Origin of the sequence: Candidatus Pseudothioglobus sp. Uisw_050_01 (assembly GCF_048085775.1) — a bacterium.
Classification (GTDB): Bacteria; Pseudomonadota; Gammaproteobacteria; order PS1; family Pseudothioglobaceae; genus Pseudothioglobus.
In genome coordinates, this window is the sequence record NZ_CP159804.1 from 634,691 (window position 1) to 654,641 (window position 19,951).

General features: G+C 37.8%; 22 protein-coding genes. 14 read left to right on the forward strand and 8 right to left on the reverse strand.

Features of this window, described 5'->3' with window-relative positions; all coding sequences use genetic code 11:
• Positions 1–47 precede the first annotated feature (47 nt).
• The 3 genes from ABXT51_RS03165 to ABXT51_RS03175 form a co-directional block, all read right to left on the reverse strand.
• On the reverse strand, positions 48–1,685 hold the full coding sequence (locus ABXT51_RS03165) for a Na/Pi cotransporter family protein (protein WP_416696096.1): 1,638 nt from the start codon (positions 1,683–1,685) through the stop codon (positions 48–50).
• Positions 1,686–1,737: 52 nt separating this feature from the next.
• On the reverse strand, positions 1,738–2,406 hold the full coding sequence (locus tag ABXT51_RS03170; protein WP_416696097.1) for an HAD family hydrolase: 669 nt from the start codon (positions 2,404–2,406) through the stop codon (positions 1,738–1,740).
• A gap of 94 nt (positions 2,407–2,500) precedes the next feature.
• Positions 2,501–3,700 carry an ABC transporter substrate-binding protein gene (locus ABXT51_RS03175; protein WP_416696098.1) on the reverse strand — a complete coding sequence of 400 codons (1,200 nt, stop codon included), beginning with the start codon at positions 3,698–3,700 and terminating at the stop codon, positions 2,501–2,503.
• 161 nt (positions 3,701–3,861) lie between these two features.
• Here ABXT51_RS03175 and ABXT51_RS03180 point away from each other — a divergent pair, with 161 nt between their 5' ends.
• From ABXT51_RS03180 to ABXT51_RS03200, 5 genes are all read left to right on the forward strand, one after another.
• On the forward strand, positions 3,862–4,737 hold the full coding sequence (locus ABXT51_RS03180; protein WP_416696099.1) for a MurR/RpiR family transcriptional regulator: 876 nt from the start codon (positions 3,862–3,864) through the stop codon (positions 4,735–4,737).
• Entirely contained in the window at positions 4,734–6,557 is a 1,824-nt protein-coding gene (locus ABXT51_RS03185) for an ABC transporter permease (protein WP_416696100.1), read from the forward strand. Before ABXT51_RS03180 ends, ABXT51_RS03185 begins: the two co-directional genes overlap by 4 nt.
• 12 nt (positions 6,558–6,569) lie before the next feature.
• A complete protein-coding gene (locus ABXT51_RS03190; RefSeq protein WP_416696101.1) occupies positions 6,570–7,658 on the forward strand; it encodes an ABC transporter ATP-binding protein in 1,089 nt (362 codons plus the stop codon).
• A gap of 196 nt (positions 7,659–7,854) precedes the next feature.
• Entirely contained in the window at positions 7,855–9,219 is a 1,365-nt protein-coding gene (locus ABXT51_RS03195) for an MATE family efflux transporter (protein ID WP_416696102.1), read from the forward strand.
• A 110-nt stretch (positions 9,220–9,329) separates the two neighbouring features.
• On the forward strand, positions 9,330–10,103 hold the full coding sequence (locus ABXT51_RS03200; RefSeq protein WP_416696103.1) for a surface-adhesin E family protein: 774 nt from the start codon (positions 9,330–9,332) through the stop codon (positions 10,101–10,103).
• 62 nt (positions 10,104–10,165) lie between these two features.
• Here ABXT51_RS03200 and ABXT51_RS03205 read toward each other — a convergent pair whose 3' ends face one another.
• On the reverse strand, positions 10,166–10,711 hold the full coding sequence (locus ABXT51_RS03205; protein ID WP_416696104.1) for a hypothetical protein: 546 nt from the start codon (positions 10,709–10,711) through the stop codon (positions 10,166–10,168).
• 215 nt (positions 10,712–10,926) lie between these two features.
• Here ABXT51_RS03205 and ABXT51_RS03210 point away from each other — a divergent pair, with 215 nt between their 5' ends.
• The gene (locus ABXT51_RS03210) at positions 10,927–11,157 is read left to right on the forward strand and encodes a peptidase (RefSeq protein WP_416696294.1); all 231 of its coding nucleotides are present in this window, start codon (positions 10,927–10,929) and stop codon (positions 11,155–11,157) included.
• A 62-nt stretch (positions 11,158–11,219) separates the two neighbouring features.
• Here ABXT51_RS03210 and ABXT51_RS03215 read toward each other — a convergent pair whose 3' ends face one another.
• Complete coding sequence (locus ABXT51_RS03215; protein WP_416696105.1) at positions 11,220–12,227, reverse strand: NADP-dependent oxidoreductase; 1,008 nt, start codon at positions 12,225–12,227, stop codon at positions 11,220–11,222.
• A gap of 109 nt (positions 12,228–12,336) precedes the next feature.
• Here ABXT51_RS03215 and ABXT51_RS03220 point away from each other — a divergent pair, with 109 nt between their 5' ends.
• Positions 12,337–12,642, forward strand: a complete 306-nt coding sequence (locus ABXT51_RS03220; RefSeq protein ID WP_271541207.1) for a winged helix-turn-helix transcriptional regulator — start codon at positions 12,337–12,339, stop codon at positions 12,640–12,642.
• A gap of 104 nt (positions 12,643–12,746) precedes the next feature.
• Here ABXT51_RS03220 and ABXT51_RS03225 read toward each other — a convergent pair whose 3' ends face one another.
• From ABXT51_RS03225 to ABXT51_RS03235, 3 genes are all read right to left on the reverse strand, one after another.
• A complete protein-coding gene (locus ABXT51_RS03225) occupies positions 12,747–13,112 on the reverse strand; it encodes a DoxX family protein (protein WP_416696106.1) in 366 nt (121 codons plus the stop codon).
• 68 nt (positions 13,113–13,180) lie between these two features.
• Positions 13,181–13,444, reverse strand: a complete 264-nt coding sequence (locus ABXT51_RS03230) for a hypothetical protein (protein ID WP_416653111.1) — start codon at positions 13,442–13,444, stop codon at positions 13,181–13,183.
• A gap of 54 nt (positions 13,445–13,498) precedes the next feature.
• Complete coding sequence (locus ABXT51_RS03235) at positions 13,499–13,648, reverse strand: hypothetical protein (protein ID WP_416653570.1); 150 nt, start codon at positions 13,646–13,648, stop codon at positions 13,499–13,501.
• Positions 13,649–13,842: 194 nt separating this feature from the next.
• On the opposite strand from ABXT51_RS03235, the gene ABXT51_RS03240 reads away from it, so the two are divergent.
• The 7 genes from ABXT51_RS03240 to ABXT51_RS03270 all read left to right on the forward strand — a co-directional run bounded on the left by ABXT51_RS03240 (position 13,843) and on the right by ABXT51_RS03270 (position 19,796).
• On the forward strand, positions 13,843–14,739 hold the full coding sequence (locus ABXT51_RS03240; protein ID WP_416696107.1) for a LysR family transcriptional regulator: 897 nt from the start codon (positions 13,843–13,845) through the stop codon (positions 14,737–14,739).
• Positions 14,740–14,773: 34 nt separating this feature from the next.
• The gene (locus ABXT51_RS03245) at positions 14,774–14,917 is read left to right on the forward strand and encodes a hypothetical protein (RefSeq protein WP_271541217.1); all 144 of its coding nucleotides are present in this window, start codon (positions 14,774–14,776) and stop codon (positions 14,915–14,917) included.
• Positions 14,918–14,924: 7 nt separating this feature from the next.
• Positions 14,925–15,791, forward strand: a complete 867-nt coding sequence (locus ABXT51_RS03250; protein WP_416696108.1) for a DMT family transporter — start codon at positions 14,925–14,927, stop codon at positions 15,789–15,791.
• A gap of 233 nt (positions 15,792–16,024) precedes the next feature.
• Positions 16,025–16,369 carry a P-II family nitrogen regulator gene (locus ABXT51_RS03255; RefSeq protein ID WP_416653118.1) on the forward strand — a complete coding sequence of 115 codons (345 nt, stop codon included), beginning with the start codon at positions 16,025–16,027 and terminating at the stop codon, positions 16,367–16,369.
• A 12-nt stretch (positions 16,370–16,381) separates the two neighbouring features.
• Positions 16,382–17,596 (forward strand): ammonium transporter, encoded by a 1,215-nt coding sequence (locus ABXT51_RS03260; RefSeq protein ID WP_416696109.1) that lies wholly within the window; start codon positions 16,382–16,384, stop codon positions 17,594–17,596.
• Between the two features lie 121 nt (positions 17,597–17,717).
• Complete coding sequence (doeB, locus tag ABXT51_RS03265) at positions 17,718–18,707, forward strand: N(2)-acetyl-L-2,4-diaminobutanoate deacetylase DoeB (RefSeq protein ID WP_416696110.1); 990 nt, start codon at positions 17,718–17,720, stop codon at positions 18,705–18,707.
• Positions 18,708–18,767: 60 nt separating this feature from the next.
• Entirely contained in the window at positions 18,768–19,796 is a 1,029-nt protein-coding gene (locus ABXT51_RS03270; protein ID WP_416696111.1) for a threonine aldolase family protein, read from the forward strand.
• The last annotated feature ends 155 nt before the right edge of the window (positions 19,797–19,951 follow it).

Genomic DNA, 19,951 nt, shown 5'->3' on the forward strand with positions numbered 1-19,951 from the left:
TCTTTTTATAGCTAGATTTATTTGATTCTTTTTGAAAGAGTGTACTACTATATTTTTTGCTTCCACCCTGACTCTAGAATCTCACCTGAAGCAATTAAAATTGGATAAGCCACCGAAGATAAAAGACTATTTACTTTCTTGTAATCACGTATTACATCAATATGCATAGAGCTAGTTTCTAAACTATCAGTAATACCTTTTCCAATCCTCTGAAGATGTTTAGTGACTGAGCGTTTTTCAAGATTATGGAGCTCTTGTTTCTTCTCATAAAGCACTCTTGCAAGCTCACAATCATCAGAGACAAAGGTATTAATAGCTAGATCATAATTTGAACAAACAACCTCATGTATAGAGATAATTTCATTTAATCCTTCTTTTGAAAACTGTATATGTTTATCAATTTTTTTACCTGAAATGTCCATTAAGCTGTTATTAATAATGTCGCCAATATGCTCCATGCTTGTTGTGAAGTTAAGGATATTTAAAGCTTTTTGAGTCTCTGATGGCGTTAACTCTTCTTGTAAGATCCTTGCTATATAGAGTTTTATTGAATCAAATATGTTATCTACAATATCCTCATTTTTAATCACTTCACTGCGTAAAGCGATATTGTCATCTCGAAGAACAGCGAGTGAAGAGACAACCATTTTTTGTGAAATCTCAGCCATATGAATCGCTTCACGTTTTGCACTAGCAAGAGAAATTGCTGGCATTGCAAAATTATTTGCTTCTAAAAAACTAGGCTGACTAAGCTCTTTCTCCTGAAGATTAGAGAGCATTTTTGTTGCAAGCATAAGAATATTTTTAGAAAATATAACGCCTACAATAGCCACAATCAAATTCAAAGACAGGTGATAAATTGCGGGGAATAACTCAATAGAAACAAACTTTAATCCAAATGTAGCAACGAAGTCAACAAATGGATAAAAAGCTAAAATACAAATTACTCTTACAATGAGATTTGCCAATACAGGTGTTAACTCTTGTATGGATCCTCTCCAGTTTGAGATAAGAGGAAGCATCCCACTTCCTAAATTTGCACCTAATACTAGGTATAACCCCTCACTTACTCCAATCACACCTGTGGCTAGAAAGCTCACAGATAGCAAAACAATGGCTAAACTTGAGTATGAAAGATAAGTCAGAATCAATGCCAAAAGAATAAAGAATATGGGCTGATCCTCAAATATATTTAACAGCGCAGTAAATTGTTTTAGTTCTGATAGGCCGCCAGCAGTTGATGCAATTAATGAAAGAGCGAATAGAATTAATCCTAGTCCACTGATTGCCCTAAAAACATTTTGCCATTTGTTGACTTTGGATCCAATAAAACCAAAAACGCCTATCGCTAAAAGTAAGGGGGCTAGAGTCGTAAATTTTTGAGAGGCAATAAGAACCGCGACTGAGGTTCCAACATCGGCTCCTAACATTGTTATAAAAGCAGAACCAACACTGATGAGCCCCTGGCCTGCAAATGAGGCGGATATTAAAATGGCTGCTGTGCTGCTTTGCAGCATAGCCGCAACCAGTAATCCTGATGTAAACGCGGGTAAAGTCTTACCTTCTGATCGACGCGCTAAACTCTTTAGGTTGTTACCATAGGAGCGCATCACTCCAGTTCGAACCATTCGAAGACCCCATAACAGAAGTGCAATTGATCCTAAAAGTTCAATTAGTAGGTTCATAGTATATTAACGACAATCATTTGCGGTGTTCTGTTATCTTAAAAAAAGTGAATCAAATTTTTGACTTTGTAATTGGAGTAATTTCTAGTAAATCTTTAAAGTTCTCTATTCTATAATCAGCTTTTGTACAATTAGGATCAGGGTTGAATATAATTGTGGTCAATCCAATGGCTTTAGCTCCATCTATCTCAATCTGTGCATGTCCAACAAAGGCTGCATTTTCTGGACTCACATTAAGTTGTGATAGCGCTGCCAAATAGATTCCTGGATCAGGCTTTGTTATTTGAAGCTCAAATGAATCGGCATAGGAGTCCCAGATACCATCAATACCGACAGACTCAAACCAGATATTTTTTTCATGTCGGGAGTTGAATGTATTAGTTACAATACCAAGCTTAAACCCCAATCTCTTAAGCTCATGAAGGGTTTCAGGCACTCCTTCAAAAAAATGGACATCACTTTGCTGTTCTTTTAATAGCTTAATTCCATCAGCAGCATCTGTTAAATTTGTTACACCATAATGCTCCATTAGCCATTCAAAAAAGTGTTCAGTTTCAATCTTTCCAGCATGAGCATCACGCCTCTTTGCTTTTTCAATTGGATCATTCTCAACTGGTGCAGCATAGCCACGCTCAGTAAGGAATTTAATCACTGATGATTTTCTGTTGGGTTTATTGTAAAGAATATCACCAGCATCAAAAAGTATGGTTTTTAGTAGCACCTTGCTTCCTTATTTAAATAAAAGATAAATTGAGTGTAAAACATAGATTTTTTTGCCCTGGATAGATTTTTAACCAGGGCGATATTAAGCTATTTTAAGGCATTAAAGCTAGATAAAGCGCAAGGAAGCCAAACTTAGAATAGTATATTTCTTCTGGATCAACAGGCCATAGAGCAAGGTCTCCAAAAGCTGGCAAATCAAATTTTGCTAATTGCTTAGTTTCAAGGCTAGAACGTGCAGCATAGTCTCCCGGTTCATTCCAAGGTTTAAAGCCATCTTCCTCCATCATGTAACGGATTAGAAGTTTAGCTGCATTTGGATGTGGCGCCATATCGGCTATCATCAATGCCGTTGGATAAGTTACACCAAAAGCTGGGTCAAGGTCATATGCTGGACCTGAAGAATATACACCATCTTTGTTCTTGCGCAATTTTGAAAATGTAGTGATTCCAATTGGTGGTTTTTCCTGAGTGACATCGCCAACATTTTTAAAGATTTTTGTTGTTGAACCCTGAAATACTGGCTCATTGTGTAAAAATCTGTATAACCATTCCATTGAGGCAGTTGGACTGTCTACTGTAACATTTTCCTCAACTGCTTCAATTACATCTTCAGAAAAGCTTATATCTTCACCAAATTCTCTTTTATAGGCAGCTGCCATCTCGTCAGAATTATTTAAGATTGTTTGAATAAAATTAGCAGACAAACTATCCTCAAGTGGACTGGGTAAAAGGGTACGACCCTTCCATTCATCACGAGTCATATCCCATAGAGAATCAATTGGGGCACCATCTGGATGAACAGCGGTATTGTAATAAACAATTCGACTGGAGTGACGCTGTATCAGTAAAGGATTCATTTCACCTGAATCTAAATCACTAATAACACTGTCAGGAATGAAATTCCAAACTAATTTCTTAGGTAAAGCTTCGTTAAGTAAGATCGAAGATTCTGAATTAAATAGAACGTCTACAGAATAGACACCAGCTCGATGTTCACGTGACAGCTTTTCTAATTGAAGATCAGATGAAATATCATATCCTATAATATCAATGCCATATTTTTCCTTAAAGCCATCAACTAGTTTTGCAATCCGTGAAGAAACAGAGTAGATGACTACTTGTCCTTCTTTACGAGCAGATGCTTCAATTGCGTCCCAGTCTTGATTAGCTGGGGCATAGATTCCTACGCCTGCTTTTTTTTGCCAAGCCTCATCAGCTTGAGCAGAGCCAATTGACATAAATGCGATACCCAACGATAAAGCAAATACATTCAGTGAATTTATTGTTTTCATTTGTTGTTCTCCTATTTTAATTATTTAATTTTTCTAACTATTTACTATTTACTATTTACTGATTCTTTTTTACCACATTATTTTTATTTATGCAATAAAAATTGCACTAAATATTAAATGTGCTATAATTTTTGCAAAATAATGCCAAGTAGATTACGACAATGGAAAAACAAAAAAGTTTTGAATCACTTGTTGAAGCGTTCGACGGAAAACTGACGGATGCAGACAGGGAGCTGATAAATATCATTCTAGGGGAGCCTTCCGAGGCAGTCTATTTGTCTTCAGCTGAGCTTGCATCTAAAGCAGCTGTTCATGCTTCAACTGTTGTTCGCCTTGCCCGAAAGCTAGGATTTGATGGATTTCCAGATATGAGGCGTAGGCTAAGGCAGGATGTAGAAGTCAAAAAAATAGCTTCAGATAAGATTAGACAGCGTATCGACTTAATTGAAAAGGGGTCAAACCTCTCAGATCTTATTGAGAGTGAAATCGCCGCTATCGCAGCGATCTCAAATACAGTTTCACAGAACCAGATTGATAGCGTTGTTGACAAAATTGAGAGTGCAAAAAGTATTTTTATTGTTGGACGAGGAAGTGCTGCTCCATTAATGATTCATTTTGAGCGTCGTTTGCGAAGATCAGGAATTCATTGCCGCGTTGCTTTAAACTTACAAAGGCGAGATTTAGCTGAACAATTAGTTGGAATACAAAAAGGTGATGCAATTGTTATTTTTGGTTTTCAGTCATTTAACTCACTGCCATCTGGATATTCAGCTTTAATTGAGAGTGCACGAAGTGTTGGTGCACATTCAATTGCAATCGGAGACGCAACTATTCTAACTACAAGGCCAAAACCAGATATGGTGCTAAGCGTGAGTCGGCCAAATGAGGGTGTAATGCAACTGCGCTCTGGCCCAATGCTTGTTTGTGAGGCATTGGCGATGACTCTTTTACACAAAAAATCCAAAAAAGCTGTCCAGGGTATGGAGGCATTAGAACATCTTAGAGCCAATTTTCTTGGCGTTAAGGAAGGTAAATGAGTAATTTTACTACGCAAAAAAAATGGTTTGATGGAGTTATTCGTGGACTCTTACTTAATCCAGTAAATATTGCTTTGGCCTTGCTTTTAGTTGTGCTGGCTTATTTAGTCCTCTGGCCATTTTTTCAATTAGTTTTAGAAACACTTACTTGGGGTGAGGGTGACCGACGCCTTTCAAGGGATGCTGTCCCAGGAGAATTTACTTGGTTCCATTGGCTTCAAGCAACAGCCAGCCCAATTGCTGGAAAGATGCTATATGGGCCTTTGATAAATACATTAATTACTGGCATTATTGCCACAATTATTGCGCTTTCTGCAGGGGGCATTTTAGCTTGGTGTGTGGTTAGGTCTGATATGCCTGGTAAGGGCTGGTTGCAGCCAATCCTAACACTTCCTTACATAATCCCTTCTTTTGCAATAGCGCTCGCCTGGGAGACAGTTTTTCGTAGTCCAAAAGTTGGAGGGCAGCCAGGGTTATACGAGTCTTTCTTAGGAGTGGCTCCACCAGAATGGATTTCATATGGTACGGTGCCAATTTCGATTACTCTGGCTATTCACTATTTCCCTTTTGCCTACCTTTTGGTGGCAGGTGCACTGGCCACAATTGATTCTCAGATGGAGGAAAGTGCGCTTATTTCAGGCGCTGGAAAGTTGACAATTTTACGTAGAATAACCTTCCCAGTTGTCGCCCCTGCTTTTGTAGCAGCCTTTATCCTAACATTTGGAAAAACTATTGGCCAGTTTGCACTACCTTTTCTCTTAGGTGCGCCAGTTCAGTTCCACACAGTCGCCACGATGGTTTATGCCAACCTTGCGCTTGGACTAGATTCTTTGGCCTTTGTGTTAGCAGTAATTTTGATTGTAATATCTTTAGTCTCAATTTGGCTATCAAATCGCTTCGTTGGAAAGAAAACTAGTAGGTTTGAAACCATAGGTGGTAAAGGTTTTCGAAGTCGTGAGGTTGCGCTTGGTCAGTGGCGTTGGCCAGTTTTTTTAACGGTTGCCTTATTTGCTTTTATCGTCGGTATCTTGCCATTAATTCTTTTAGCAGTTCAGTCTGTAATGTTAATTGATGGGTTTTTTGGTCTTGAAAATCTGACATGGCATTTTTGGACTGGGGGCTCTAATCCTGATATTGCTTTTGGCGAGCCTGGGGTTTTTCATAATAATAACATTATAGGTGCTACCTGGAATACTCTTAAATTAGCATCTATATCGGCAGTAATTGCATCAGTCATTGGTCTCATCATCGCATATATAGTTGTTAGAAAAGCTGATAATCCGTTAGCACAGGCATTAGATCAAATTGCGTTTATTCCTTTTCTATTCCCAACCATTGCCTTTGGTGCAATGTATCTGACGCTATTTGCTGAACCAGTGGGACCTATTCCTGCACTATATGGAACCTTTTCGCTTTTGGTGCTTATTTCTGTGGTCAGTCGATTGCCTTATTCAGTAAAAACTGGTGTCACAGCAGTAACACAGATTGGAAAGGAACTGGAAGAAGCGGCTGAAGTAGCCGGCGCAAGTTGGAGTCAACGGTTTCGACACATTGTAATGCCACTTGCTAGTGCTGGACTAACATCTGGCATGATGGTTAGCTTTGTGGGCGTTATGCGCGAGTTATCATTGATTATTCTGTTAATTACCCCATCTACACGAGTCTTAATGACAGCCGGCTTTGGCTATGCAGAGGAGGGATTAACTCAACTTTCAAACGCACTGGTATTGATCGTTGCAATTTTAACAATTTTAGGTGAACTGATTCTTTGGTGGATTGGTAAAGGTAGGATGGCGCGCTTGCGTGAAAAACTAGACTAATTAGGACAAAAAATGGCAAACATAATTATTCGTAATTTAACTAAGAAATACGGCTCAGCAATAGCACTTAATAATGTTTCTTTGGAGATAGATTCAGGAGAGTTTTTGGTGTTGCTTGGTCCTTCTGGTTGTGGAAAAACAACTTTACTTCGCTGTCTTGCAGGTCTTGAAACTCCTGATGAAGGTGAGATCATTATTGGAGATACAGTTATGTTTTCCTCTTCAGACAAGATTATGACACCCCCTGGTAAGCGAGACTTGGGAATGGTCTTTCAAAGCTATGCACTTTGGCCCCATATGACCGTTCGAGACAATGTAAAGTTTGGTCTCGACGTCTTAAAGACCCCAGCAAATATTTCAAAAGAAACTCTTGATAATGTCCTTTTAAATCTTGGCATGGATCAGCTTGCAGACAGGTATCCATCTGAATTATCGGGGGGTCAACAGCAGCGAGTTGCTCTCGCTCGACTTTTGGCAACAAAGCCACCAGTATTCTTAATGGATGAGCCGCTTTCTAATCTTGATGCAAGGTTACGGATGGATATGAGAGTCGAATTGAAAAGATTTCAATCAGATGCTGGTGCAACAACAGTTTATGTGACTCACGATCAAACAGAGGCAATGACAATGTCAACTCGTGTTGTTGTAATGAAAGATGGTCAAATTCAGCAAGTTGCTGCGCCAAGTGATTTATATCACCAGCCTAGTAACACTTTTGTTGCAGACTTTATTGGTATGCCACGGATTAATTTAATTACACTGAGAGCAGCTAATTCATACAAAAGTATCTATAAAAACGATGATATGAGTATTGATATTGGCTGGGTTCCAGGTGTTGATGAAATAGTTTTGGGTGCACATCCTGAAGATCTAGTTGTATCAAAACAAATAACTTCATCCAGTGAAGAATACTCTGTCACTGCAGTGTTGCCAAATGGTCCAGAAACAATCATTCAATTAACTCGTGGAAAGACTGCTGTCATAGCAAGAGTTGCACATGATTCAACTTATTCTGTGGGTGAGTCTGTTTATGTAAATTACACAACAAGTGCATTAAATGTTTATGATGCAAAAAGTGGACTGATTATCAAACCTAATTAATGTTACGGTAAATTAAATATAGTATATGTTGGTCACATTAGTTTTTAACAAATCTAAAAATGCTTTGATATAAGAAATAAGATTATGTTATTTCTTGATCGTCCGCTCCACCATTTTTAAATAGATTACAAGCTCTCATTGCTTTGAGTAAATTGTGTGAAAATGGCATTCATTAAAAATATAGATTCGAATTCCAATGAATGTTGATCTAACTAAAGATAATGACGCTCTTAATGGTGAGATTTTCCCTACGTTCGTTAGGTATCTGATTCCATCTGTTCTGGGCTTAATTGCCATGACATCTTCCTCATTGGTGGATGGCATTTTTATTGGAAACTATGTGGGCATTACTGCTCTAGCTGCAGTTAATCTTATTATTCCAATAATTACTATCCTATTCGGCGTTAGTATGATGATGTCGATTGGAGGCTCAGTTCGAGGCGGAAAGTATCTTGGTGAGGGAAATAAGACAGCTGCATCTTCAATTTTCAGTAAGTCGCTAATTTTTATGACTCTCTATGGTATTGCATCCATTACTCTGACCCTAGTATTTGAAGAGCAGATATTTTCGGGTCTCGGTGCTACTAAAGAACTATTCCCAGTGATGAGTGAGTATTACCGCATCATCATGCCATTTGTCATTTTCCAGTTGATTATTATCCCTCTGTATTTCTTTATCCGTTTGGATGGCTTACCTAATCTTGCCGCCATTGCGCTTGGAGTTGGCGCAGTAGTAAATATAGCACTCGACTATTTATTTATTGCAGTTTATGATTGGGGATTAACTGGCGCAGCTTGGGCAACAGGCATATCAGAAGTTCTATCTCTATTAGTTATTCTATTTTATTTTTTTATGCCAGAAAGAACGTTAAGTTTTAGTTTTCGACAGAACAACTGGATGGAAGTATTCCAGGCAGCATACAATGGAATCTCTGAATTTATTAATGAAGTTTCTGGCGCTATTATTGCCTTTATTTTTAACTGGATGCTTATTCAGAGGGCTGGAGTTGACGGCGTTGCTGCGATTACTGTTGTAAATTATATGTTGATGACAGGCTTCATGATGTTCTTTGCCATCGAGGACACGAGTCAGGTGATGATTTCTCAAAATTATGGAGCTCAAAATGCGCAGCGTACTCGAGCCTTTCTTAAAACTGCTTGCGTTATAGTTGCTTTATTAAGTTTATTTTTTATAACTGTATTGGTGACAGCAAGTGAGCCTCTAATTTATCTATTTGTTAATGAGAAGGATAGCGATCAGACTGTGGCATTGGCTTTAGAATTTGTAACTTATGTTTGGCCAATTTTTATTTTTGCTGGCTTTAATATGATGATAACTGGCTACTTAACGGCTATTCATCTGCCATTTCAGTCTGCGCTTTTAGCGATGAATCGGGGATTGATTCTTCCAACTGGTCTTTTAATACTTTTTTATAGCTTACTATCTGATTTTCGGTTTATTGCCGCTCTTTCAATTGCAGAAGGTATTGCTTTTATCCTTGCTATAGCTCTATTCCTTCGATACAGTCCTCAAAAAGCCATCTCAGCTGCCAGAGGTTAAGTATTTGAAAAGAGTTTAGACTTTGTTCAGACTTATCTAAGTAGTCATCTTTATCTAAATAACTCCTAATCTTCATCTATCATTTATATGTTCCATTTAGAATAATCACTATGAAAAATAAACTACTCTTAATATTGTCTTCTCTAATACTCTCATTTAATGCTTATGGTGAGTGGACAACTGTTCTGCCAGGTAATAATTCCTCTTTATATATCGACTTTACAACACTGGAAGAGCGAGAAGGCTTCATTTATTGGCTTTATATGGATTCATGGACTAATGGGAGTGCTAAATCTAATGCTCAGGGTGATTGCAATTTAAAGGGGTTTAAAGTTAATAAACGAGTTAATTTTTCAATGCCTATGGGAGAGGGTGAAGGCATTGAAAATAATATGGTTAGTTCTTGGGAATACTATGAGCCAAACACTGGTTATGAAATCTTATTAAATTTCATATGTCAAATGTCAAAGCTAAATCCTGAAGAACAAGCAATTCGTATTGAGGCATTAACAAAAAGAAATGAAGAGTTTGAAAGACAAAGGAACAGCCTTAATAAAGATTCTGAAGTAGAACAAAGCTCATCTCAAATGAGTACTTTAAAGTCACCCTACATTAAGAGTGTTGAAGCAAATATAAAACAATTTTGGCGCTATGAAGGTGCAGAAAACAGTTGGAGTTGCGATGTTCTAATTAATCAAGCTGAGAATGGCGCTGTAGAGAGCGTAAAAATTCTAGGGTGTGCTTTACCTTTAATGTCAAAAAGCAATGCACAAGAATTTGGGGCGTCCATCAGAAGAGCAGTCTTCAAATCATCGCCTCTTCCACTTCCTCTAGATGAGGGAGCATTTGATAGAGAGATTGTATTTAAATTTAATGTTAAATAATCTTTAATCGCTTATTCATCAAGTGAAAGTAAGCTTCTCATTCGTTTGTCTGAACTGGTTTATTAAGTTAGTTTAGGCTTGGTTAGGAAAGTTTTTAAGGCAAGTATTATTCCAACAAGGATGATCAACCAAGTCAGGCCTGACATTGTCAATTTAAATATGTTAAGTCCAGAGCCCAATGAAACCAGTGTTTCAGATATTGCGCCTGAATTTGAATAAGTTTTTAACATCAATAATTCAAGAAAATTCTCAGACCAATCGGCGATCATACCAAGGACAGTAGGAGCTACTAATAATAGACGCTTGCTTTTAAAGAAATACACAATCCAAGAGCCAAACATCGCAGTACTAACAACGGCAAAAATTACGTCCCAAAACTTAAGGAATTGGCTATAGCAAAAAAGTTGAGCCTGGTCCCTTGCCTGAAAAAAACCTTGAACCATCTCTATATTATAATTAGCAAGACCAAGTGATTTTATCCCAATATCTATGCTGAAGCAGCTACTTAGAGGCACCCAAACAAATGATATGTACAAGATAAATACTAAAGTAAATCCTATAGCAAAATATAGATTTTTGTGATTCTTTGGATTAATTATTTTGTTCATATTCTTACCTATTAACGAGAATAGTTAATGTCAGCGCTCAATCTGATTTAAGACAAATATACACTATAACAATTTCAAATTTTTAATTTTTAGACACTAGTAGAGGCCATTAATCTGAGTAATCAACAATAACTTATTTCTCAAAAATTTAACTAAATTTTAAATTTGGTTCAAGTTGGCATATAATCCTATTTTTTCTAGGAAAGACTTGAGTGCTGCGATTTGCTAAATATGAACAACAGTTGAAGTGGCTAGCATTATTCCTAGGCATCCTCAGTACAATTGCAATTATCAATGACTTGTATCCTTACACAATGTTTATTGGACTTCCTTTTTGCTTAATTTGGGTTTACTGCGCCTGGCTTCATACTGAAAAACAACTGAAATGGATTAATATAATCTTTTCTGGGCTTTATACATACGGCATAGCTAATTATTATTTCTAGCGTTAACAAATTTCCCCCTAGCCATAAGTTAGAGGGAAATTTGATTTTAACTGGGCTCAAGTTTATTTTACTATCTTCACAATAACTTTTCCTTTGGCGCGGCCTGTCGATAGATACTCAAGCGCTTGGATACTACTCTTAAAATCATACGTTTTGTCTATCACTGGCTTGATTGAGCCAGACTCATATAATTTTGCTATCTTTTTCAGCTGAGCGCCACTTGATGACATGAATAGAAACCGATACATTGCGTTCATTTTTGCAGCCGTTTTGGTGACTTTTCTAGCTTGGAAAGCTAAAATTAAACGTACAAACTTATTTAGGCCAAACTGTTTTGCAGTAATGCTATCAAGAGCTCCTGATATAGATACTACTCGACCACCATCTTTTAAAACTTTAAATGCATTAAGTGTGTGTTCGCCTCCTAAAGTATCAAACACAACATCAAACTTAGCACTTTCATCAAGGTAGCTGTGTTTGGTGTAATCGATAACTTTATCTGCGCCTAAATCCTTCACCAATTTAACATTTTTAGTGCTTGTGGTAGAGGTCACATTTGCCCCTAGATGTTTTGCAAGTTGAATGGCAATAGTACCAACTCCTCCAGATCCAGCGTGTATTAAAATATTTTCTCCAGAGGATAGTTTTACCACATCTACAAGCGCCTGGTATGAGGTAAGACCAGCCAAAGGTATACTAGCGGATTCATCAAAGCTAAGATTTGAAGGAATGAGGGCAGCGTCGTTGTCATTTGAAATCACATACTCTGCCATAGTTCCAACAAAGTCCTCTGCTATTCTTGAATATACTTTATCTCCAGCTTTGAAGTTTTTTACATTTTTTCCGACTTTTTCAACAATACCGCTGACATCTCTTCCAATGCCCTTTGGAAATTGTATCTTTCCCATAGCCTTAAAGTCACCTCTAAGAATCTTATAATCAATTGGATTAAAGCTCGCAGAATGAGTTTTAATAAGTATTTGATTTTTACCAAAATTAGGAATAGGAACTTCTTGCACCTTTAAGCTTGTGCCTGCATCGCCATATTTTGTCATCATTAGTGATTTCATTTTTTATACCCTTATGTGTTGAATAAATTGTAGGATAGGTATTTTAGTGGTATATTACAAATATACAAGTACACATATTTTTAATACTACTATATAAAATCATACTGATATGAGTAAAAATATAAATAATGAATCTCCTACAACCGTTGCTATCAAATTAATTGGTGGCAAATGGAAGCTTTGTATTCTATGGCATTTATCACAAAAAAAAATGCGTTTTGGTGAACTTCAAAGATCAATTGGGGGTATTACTCAGCAAATGCTTTCTAAGCAATTGAAGGAGATGGCAGAAGACAATCTTGTTAATCGTAAGGTTTATGAGGTTATCCCTCCAAAAGTAGAGTACTCATTAACCTCTTATGGAAAGTCGGGTATTCCAGTACTTACAAATCTTTGTGAATGGGCTAATAAATAACCCATCTAAAGGGTCTAGGCTTTAGTGACGATAATTTGGTTTGTGCTAATTTAGGCAGCAATAACCTTCCTTAATAAATAAGGAAGGTTAATAAAAAAATTAAATTAACTCTTTATAGAGGCGCTTAACTGATCTCTATAAAAATACAGAATATAGGTAGCTAAAACCCCAAGCACGACAGGCGCAAATGCTCCAGGCATGCTAAGCGCAATGTGAGCAATGAAACCTCCTATCATGGTGCATACAAGAAGTGCCGCTCCAAAAACTTGTTTATTTGGTAGCCATATCAATACAACTGCAGTAACTTCGATTAAACCTGTTACATACCTGAACCATTGACCCCACCCGATAAGCTCATACATACCAACCATTTGCGCATCGCCTATAAGTTTAAACGCGCCTGCACTTAAAAAGGCCAGCGACAAAAGAATTTTTACAAGCGGTATTAAATATTTATTTAATTTATTCATAATTTACTCCTATGATTTATAGAAAAAACTCTCTAAAAAGAGAGCCGTGTTATTTTTGATTAGTGCCTTTATTCAACCAGTGATGTGATTTTTAACGAAGCGTGATTAACGCCAGCATTCTTTCTACTTTCAATCATATTAGGCTCTTTTAATTGCTTATCCTCGATTGAATTCATTTCGACAACTGTATATACATTACTTTCGTTGCCCTTTTCATGACCGTAGGCTAAAACTTTAACGTTATTTTTTTGTCTCGTAGCCTCATTAGATTCGAATGCTTTCTTCCAGATCTCGTAACCCTTAGTCACTTCAAAGTTTGATATTACTTTCATATATCCCCTAATTTTTTATTAATAGCCCTCAAAAGAGGGCTACGCTATATTTACTTACTTTGAGTCACCAAACATCGCCTCTTTGTCAGCATCAGTTTTTGCCTCATATTGCTCTGGCGTTAGCTCATGCCAACCAATACAATCTCCAGTTGGTGATCTACCGCATCCACACGTACCATTTTCTTTTTTAACGTTATCCATCATTTTTTCCTTTAATGTTATAAAAACCAGATTGTGATTATCAGTTCTGGCGGACTAACTAAAGAAGATGCCTGCGCGCATAAATAGTATCTAATCGTGTCAATTCTTTAACTACTTATTATTTATTGTTTCTAATAAATAAACAATATAGTAAAATATTAAAACAATGTTTTTATATGTAAACAATAAAATGGGCTATGGATTTAAATAAACTACTAATTTTTGCAAGAATAGTGGAGCATAAAAGCTTCACTAAAGCTGCGCATCATCTAGGTATGGATAAATCCACTATCAGCACAAAACTCTCACAGTTAGAAAGCCATCTGGGTGTTCGGTTATTAAATAGAAGTACTCGAACGATTACACTGACTGAGTCTGGTGCAAAATACTATGAATATTGTAAGCAGGTAGTTGAAATAGCAGAGGAGGCTGATAGATTTTCATCGTCTTTGGGGGTTGAGGTGTCAGGCGCTCTTCGAATTTCAGCTACAAATACTTTTTCTCAAACATTAATCGAGTCAGCAATAAAACCATTTATGGATACGCACCCAAAGATTAGTGTTGAATTGGTTATTGAAAATCGAACCACTGACTTTTATAAAGATAACATTGATGTAGCATTGAGATTGGCAATTGGACCTTTACAAGACTCATCTTTAATTGCAATAAAAATTTTTACTGGAGATATTGGACTTTATTGCTCCCCATCCTTTATAAAAGAGAATGGAATAATTCATAATTTCGATCAAATTGATCACGCAAATATGCTTGATCTTAATGTGCCTGGAAGACCTAAAATAACAGTTTCAAAGAATGGTATTTCACACACAATTCCCAATAAAAATAATCGGTTTATAGTAAACGATGGACAGGTTATTAAGGAGGCTGCTATTGCCGGTATTGGTGTTTGTTTTTTACCAAAAAATAGCGCATCTAACGCAGTAAAAAATAAAGAACTTGTGGAGATTTTTTCAGACTGGAAAATTGAGCCAGTCTCGGTTTATGCGGTCTACGCAAGTAGAGAGTGGATGCCTGAAAAACTCCGCGTATTTTTAAAATACTTAAAAGAACTTGATCAAAATTTATTGAAATAATTAGCTCTCATTAAATCAATTATTTCAATAAATTATGAAAAAAACACTCCTACTTCTACTCTCACTATTCTTTCTTAATTCTCCTGCAGTTTTTGCAGACCATTTTGCAAATTTCCAAGTTGTAGATATAAGACTTGGGGATAGTTTGCTAGAATTTGGAGTTATTGATGCGCCTTAACAGCAATATGAAAGGTGCCGCTCTGATGACGGCCTGTGTATCTGCATATGTTATCAATGATGCTTTTATGAAACTTCTATTTTCTGAGATTGCTTTATTTCAGGCAGTATTTCTACGAAGTATAATTACTGTTCCACCAATTTTGATTATGGTGTGGATCACCAAAGTGGCGATACGCAATCTTTCAAAACAGGATAAGCGTCTCATATTGGTGCGTGTGGGTGCTGAGATTTTTATAACAATCACTTTCCTGACAGCCCTCAAGCATATGCCGTTAGCCAATGTCACTGCAATTTTACAGGCTTTACCGCTTGCTATAACAATGGCTGCCGCACTTTTCCTTGCAGAACCTGTTGGGTGGCGACGCTGGAGTGCCATACTTGTTGGCTTTGTTGGTGTTCTAATTGTTGTCCGGCCCGGTCTGGAAGGTTTTAATATTTATTCGCTTTCAGCTTTTATGGCGATTATTTTTCTTACTGTAAGAGAAATTTCCACCCGTAAACTAAAAAGCGAAGTCCCGACCATCACCGTGGTTCTATCAACGGCTGTTGGCAGTACCTTGTTTGCTGGAATTATGATGATTGGTTCAGAGTGGGATACTGTTAGCGCAGTGTCATGGTTGCTCATTCTTGGTGCGGCTATTGCCATTTTGATCGCTACTTTATTGAGTGTCATGGCTATGCGAATTGGCGACATTGGCTTCGTTTCTCCTTTTCGGTATACCTCTATGATTGGAGCGATTGGGCTGGGTATTTTGATGTTTGGCGATTGGCCTGACCAACCGACTTTAGTTGGAACCCTTATTATAGTCAGTACAGGCATTTATACTTTTCATCGAGAACAAAAGGTTAGTAGAAAAGCAACAACACAATAAATTGCTTTCCAGGTTTTGAAATATAAAAGAATATCACGTAATGAAACTGTTAAAATAGTCAGTAGTTAACATCCAATGCTGGTTGTTAAGCAAGAACAATGACGTTTATTTGGGTTTATTCCTAAGTAAGCGTTTTTTTTCGTCAGCTTAAAGTTGAGTTGAACTGGTATAGAAGCCCACTTTCTTTTTTTAAGGAAGTGGGCTTTTTTGATTTTATTATATGGAGTATTAATATGAAAATGGTAACAGCGATTATTCAGCCAAAGCGATTAAGTGACGTAAGAGAAGCTCTTTCTGAGATAGAAGTAACTGGAATTACTGCAACTGAAGTTAAAGGTTTTGGTAGACAAAAAGGACACACTGAGCTCTATCGAGGAGCAGAGTTTGTGGTTGAATTTTTACCCAAAGTAAAACTAGAGATTGCTATCACTGATGAGCAGCTCGAGCAGGTCATTGAGACCATCATTAAAGCATGCAAGATCAATGGTGGGAAGATTGGTGACGGTAAAATTTTTGTATCAAGTCTAGAGCAGGTCATCCGTATCCGTACGGGCGAAACTGGTCCTGAAGCGGTATAGGGGGAGGTAGCTATGGAAAATCAAATATTAGAATTACAATATGCTATGGATACTTTTTACTTTTTAGTAATGGGTGCTCTAGTCATGTGGATGGCTGCGGGTTTCTCAATGCTTGAGGCTGGCCTGGTTAGGAGTAAAAATACAGCAGAGATCTTAACTAAGAATATTGGTTTATTTGCTATTGCATGTACGATGTACATGGTTTATGGCTATGACGTAATGTATGGCGGTGATGCATTCTTATCAGGGATTAGCGGGCAAGGTGAGTCCTACTCAAACGCAGCAGATTTTTACTTTCAAGTAGTGTTTGTTGCAACCTCAATGTCAATCGTTTCTGGAGCAGTGGCAGAGAGAATGAAGCTGTTTACTTTCTTTGCTTTTGCAGTAATTTTTACAACAGTCATCTATCCATTAGAAGGTTCATGGACATGGGGTGGAGCAAGCGTTTTCGGTCTATATTCATTAAGTGACTTTGGATTTTATGACTTTGCTGGCTCAGGAATTGTGCATATGGCAGGCGCTTCAGCAGCACTTGCAGGCGTTCTATTGCTTGGGGCGAGAAAAGGTAAGTATGACAAAGACGGAAAATCAATGCCAATTTTAGGTGCAAATCTACCTTTAGCAACTCTTGGAACATTTATTTTATGGATGGGTTGGTTTGGCTTTAATGGTGGCTCGGTATTAGCAATGGCTAGTAAAGAGAGTGCAGATGCAGTTGCAATGGTATTTGTTAATACCAATGCAGCAGCAGCTGGCGGCGTAATTGCAGCGCTTCTTTTTGCGAAATTTTGGTTTGGTAAGGCAGACTTAACTATGACGTTAAATGGCGCATTAGCAGGGCTTGTTGCAATTACTGCTGGTCCAGATACGCCAAGTGTATTAGTTGCAACTCTAATTGGTGCTGTTGGTGGAATTCTAGTAGTTCTTTCAATAGTTTGGTTAGATCGCAAGCTGAGAATTGATGATCCAGTTGGCGCAATATCGGTCCATGGAGTTGTTGGTTTATGGGGTCTTTTGGCTGTACCACTAACAAATAGTGACGTTACATTTACTGGACAGTTAGTTGGTGCTGGTACTATTTTTGTTTGGGTATTTATCTCCTCTGGAGTTCTTTGGTATGTTCTTAAGTCTATTATGGGAATTCGTATTAGTAAGGAAGATGAAGAGGAGGGAGCTGATATTTCTGAGTGCGGCTTAGAGGCTTACCCAGAGTTTGTAACTAAGTAGGAGAGTTTTAAAAACTTGCCAGTGGATTTTTTCTGTCCACTGGCTAACCATCACGCAAGATTGATAATATTAAAGCGCTCTAGTACAATGACGCTATATTATTTTTACATCTTAATTAGACATGAAAGATAGTCCAATAAGTTCAACCGTTGACTTTGAAAAAGATGGTGTTCAGCATGGCTTTCTAAAGCTTCCGCATTCTCATGATGATTCTGCTTGGGGGTCAATTGTAATACCTATAACGGTTGCAAAAAATGGCCAGGGTCCAACCATTCTTTTTACTGGTGCCAATCATGGCGATGAATACGAAGGGCCGATAGCTCTGTTTGATTTGGCGAGTCAAATCAAAGCTGAAGATATTTCTGGGCGCGTCATTATTGTTCCTGGAATGAACTATCCTGCTTTTCAAGCAGGCAAGAGGACATCCCCAATTGATGGCGGCAATATGAACCGAGTTTTTCCTGGAGATCCTGAGGGCACTTTTACTGAGAAAATTGCAGACTACTTTAATCGCACCCTTCTTCCACTTGCTGATTTTGTCCTAGATTTTCATTCTGGCGGAAAGACGCTTGATTTTTTGCCTTTTTGTTGTGCTCATGTATTGGAGGACAAAGAGCAGCAGGCTAAATGCATCGCAGCTATGAAGGCTTTTAATGCGCCACACTCCGTAATGCTTTTAGAGATTGATGCGGTTAATATGTACGACACTGCAGCTGAAAATATGGGCAAAGTTTTTATTAGTACCGAGCTGGCTGGAGGCGGAACGTCGTCCGCCTATACTGTCGGTATTGCTAAAAAAGGAATTCGAAATATTCTTCGTCATGCCGGCATTACCAAAGGCGAGATGGAAGTCAATGAAACGCTGAATCTAGATATGCCTGATGAGCGCTGTTATGTTTTTAGTGAAACAACGGGACTGGTCGAGCATTGCGTTGACCTTGGTGATAAAGTAAAGAAAGGCCAGCTTGTTGCTAAGGTCCACAATATAGAGCGAACAGGAACAGAGCCTGTTGAGTATTTTGCTGGAATTGATGGCATCTATACAGGTCGTCATTTTCCAGGACATGTTGTTAATGGAGACTTTCTTGGTATCGTCGCAGTACCTGTCTAGGACTTATTGATCTCAAGTAATAAAAAACATTTTTATGAATTACACTTTAAGGAGTTTTGAATGAATGCATTATTTGCATCCGATAACGTAACTAGTGCTTGCCCTGAGGTCATGGACGCCGTCATAGCTGCTAATTCAGGAATAGCAGGATCTTATGGTGATGATGAGTGGTCTCTAGCATTAAAAAATAAATTATCTGAGATTTTTGAAACTGAGGTAGAAGTTTTTCTTGCGGTTACTGGGACTGCTTCAAATGCTTTGGCGCTTTCTGCTCTTGCGCCAGTCTTTGGAAAAATTTATTGCCATGAGTTATCTCATATTAATACGGATGAGTGCGGCGCTCCTGAACTTTTTACGGGCGGTGCTAAGTTAATTCCTATGCGCAGTAGCAATGGAAGAATTGATGCGGGTGATCTCGCTGAAACGATAAGAGGGTCTGGTAATGTCCATGTTACTCAGCCATCAGTGGTTAGCGTTACCATGTCCTGTGAAACTGGCACTGTATATCAGCTGGATGAAATAAAAGCTATTTCTCAAATAGCCCATGACAATAAAATGAGCGTTCATATGGACGGCGCTCGATTTGCAAATGCTCTCGTCTCTCTTGACTTGAGCCCTGCAGAGATGACCTGGAAATCTGGAGTGGATGTTCTTACATTAGGTGGTACAAAAAATGGCTGCCTCGCTGCTGAAGCGGTTGTATTTTTTAAACCTGAGATGGTTGGTAATTTTCCATTTCTTCATAAAAGATCAGGACAGCTGCTTTCAAAGATGCGTTTTATCTCATCACAGCTCGAGGCTTACTTAACGGATGATGTATGGCTTAGAAATGCGCGCCATGCGAACGCAATGGCAAAAATTCTGAGTGAGGGTTTGGATTCATTTGCAAATATTAAGCTGGCATATCCAACACAGTCCAATGAGGTTTTTGTTCTTCTTCCGCGTGATGTTATAGATTATTTAAATAGTGCTGGTTACGACATTAATGAAGAAGAGCTTGATGGTAAAGCGGTTCGGTTTGTAACTGCGTGGAATTCTGAGCTGAAAGATATTAATGATCTTTTGGATACTTTGGCTCAAAAATACTGAAATAAATAAAGGATTAAAAACTTTTATAGATAAAGAGTCTAGCCTTGTATAATGCATCTGAACGAGTTTAGTGAGATGGGTAAAATTTTAAGATCCTCCTAGCTAGTAAATTAATAATTAAGGGTTAACTATTAACTCTTTAAAGGAAACTCAAT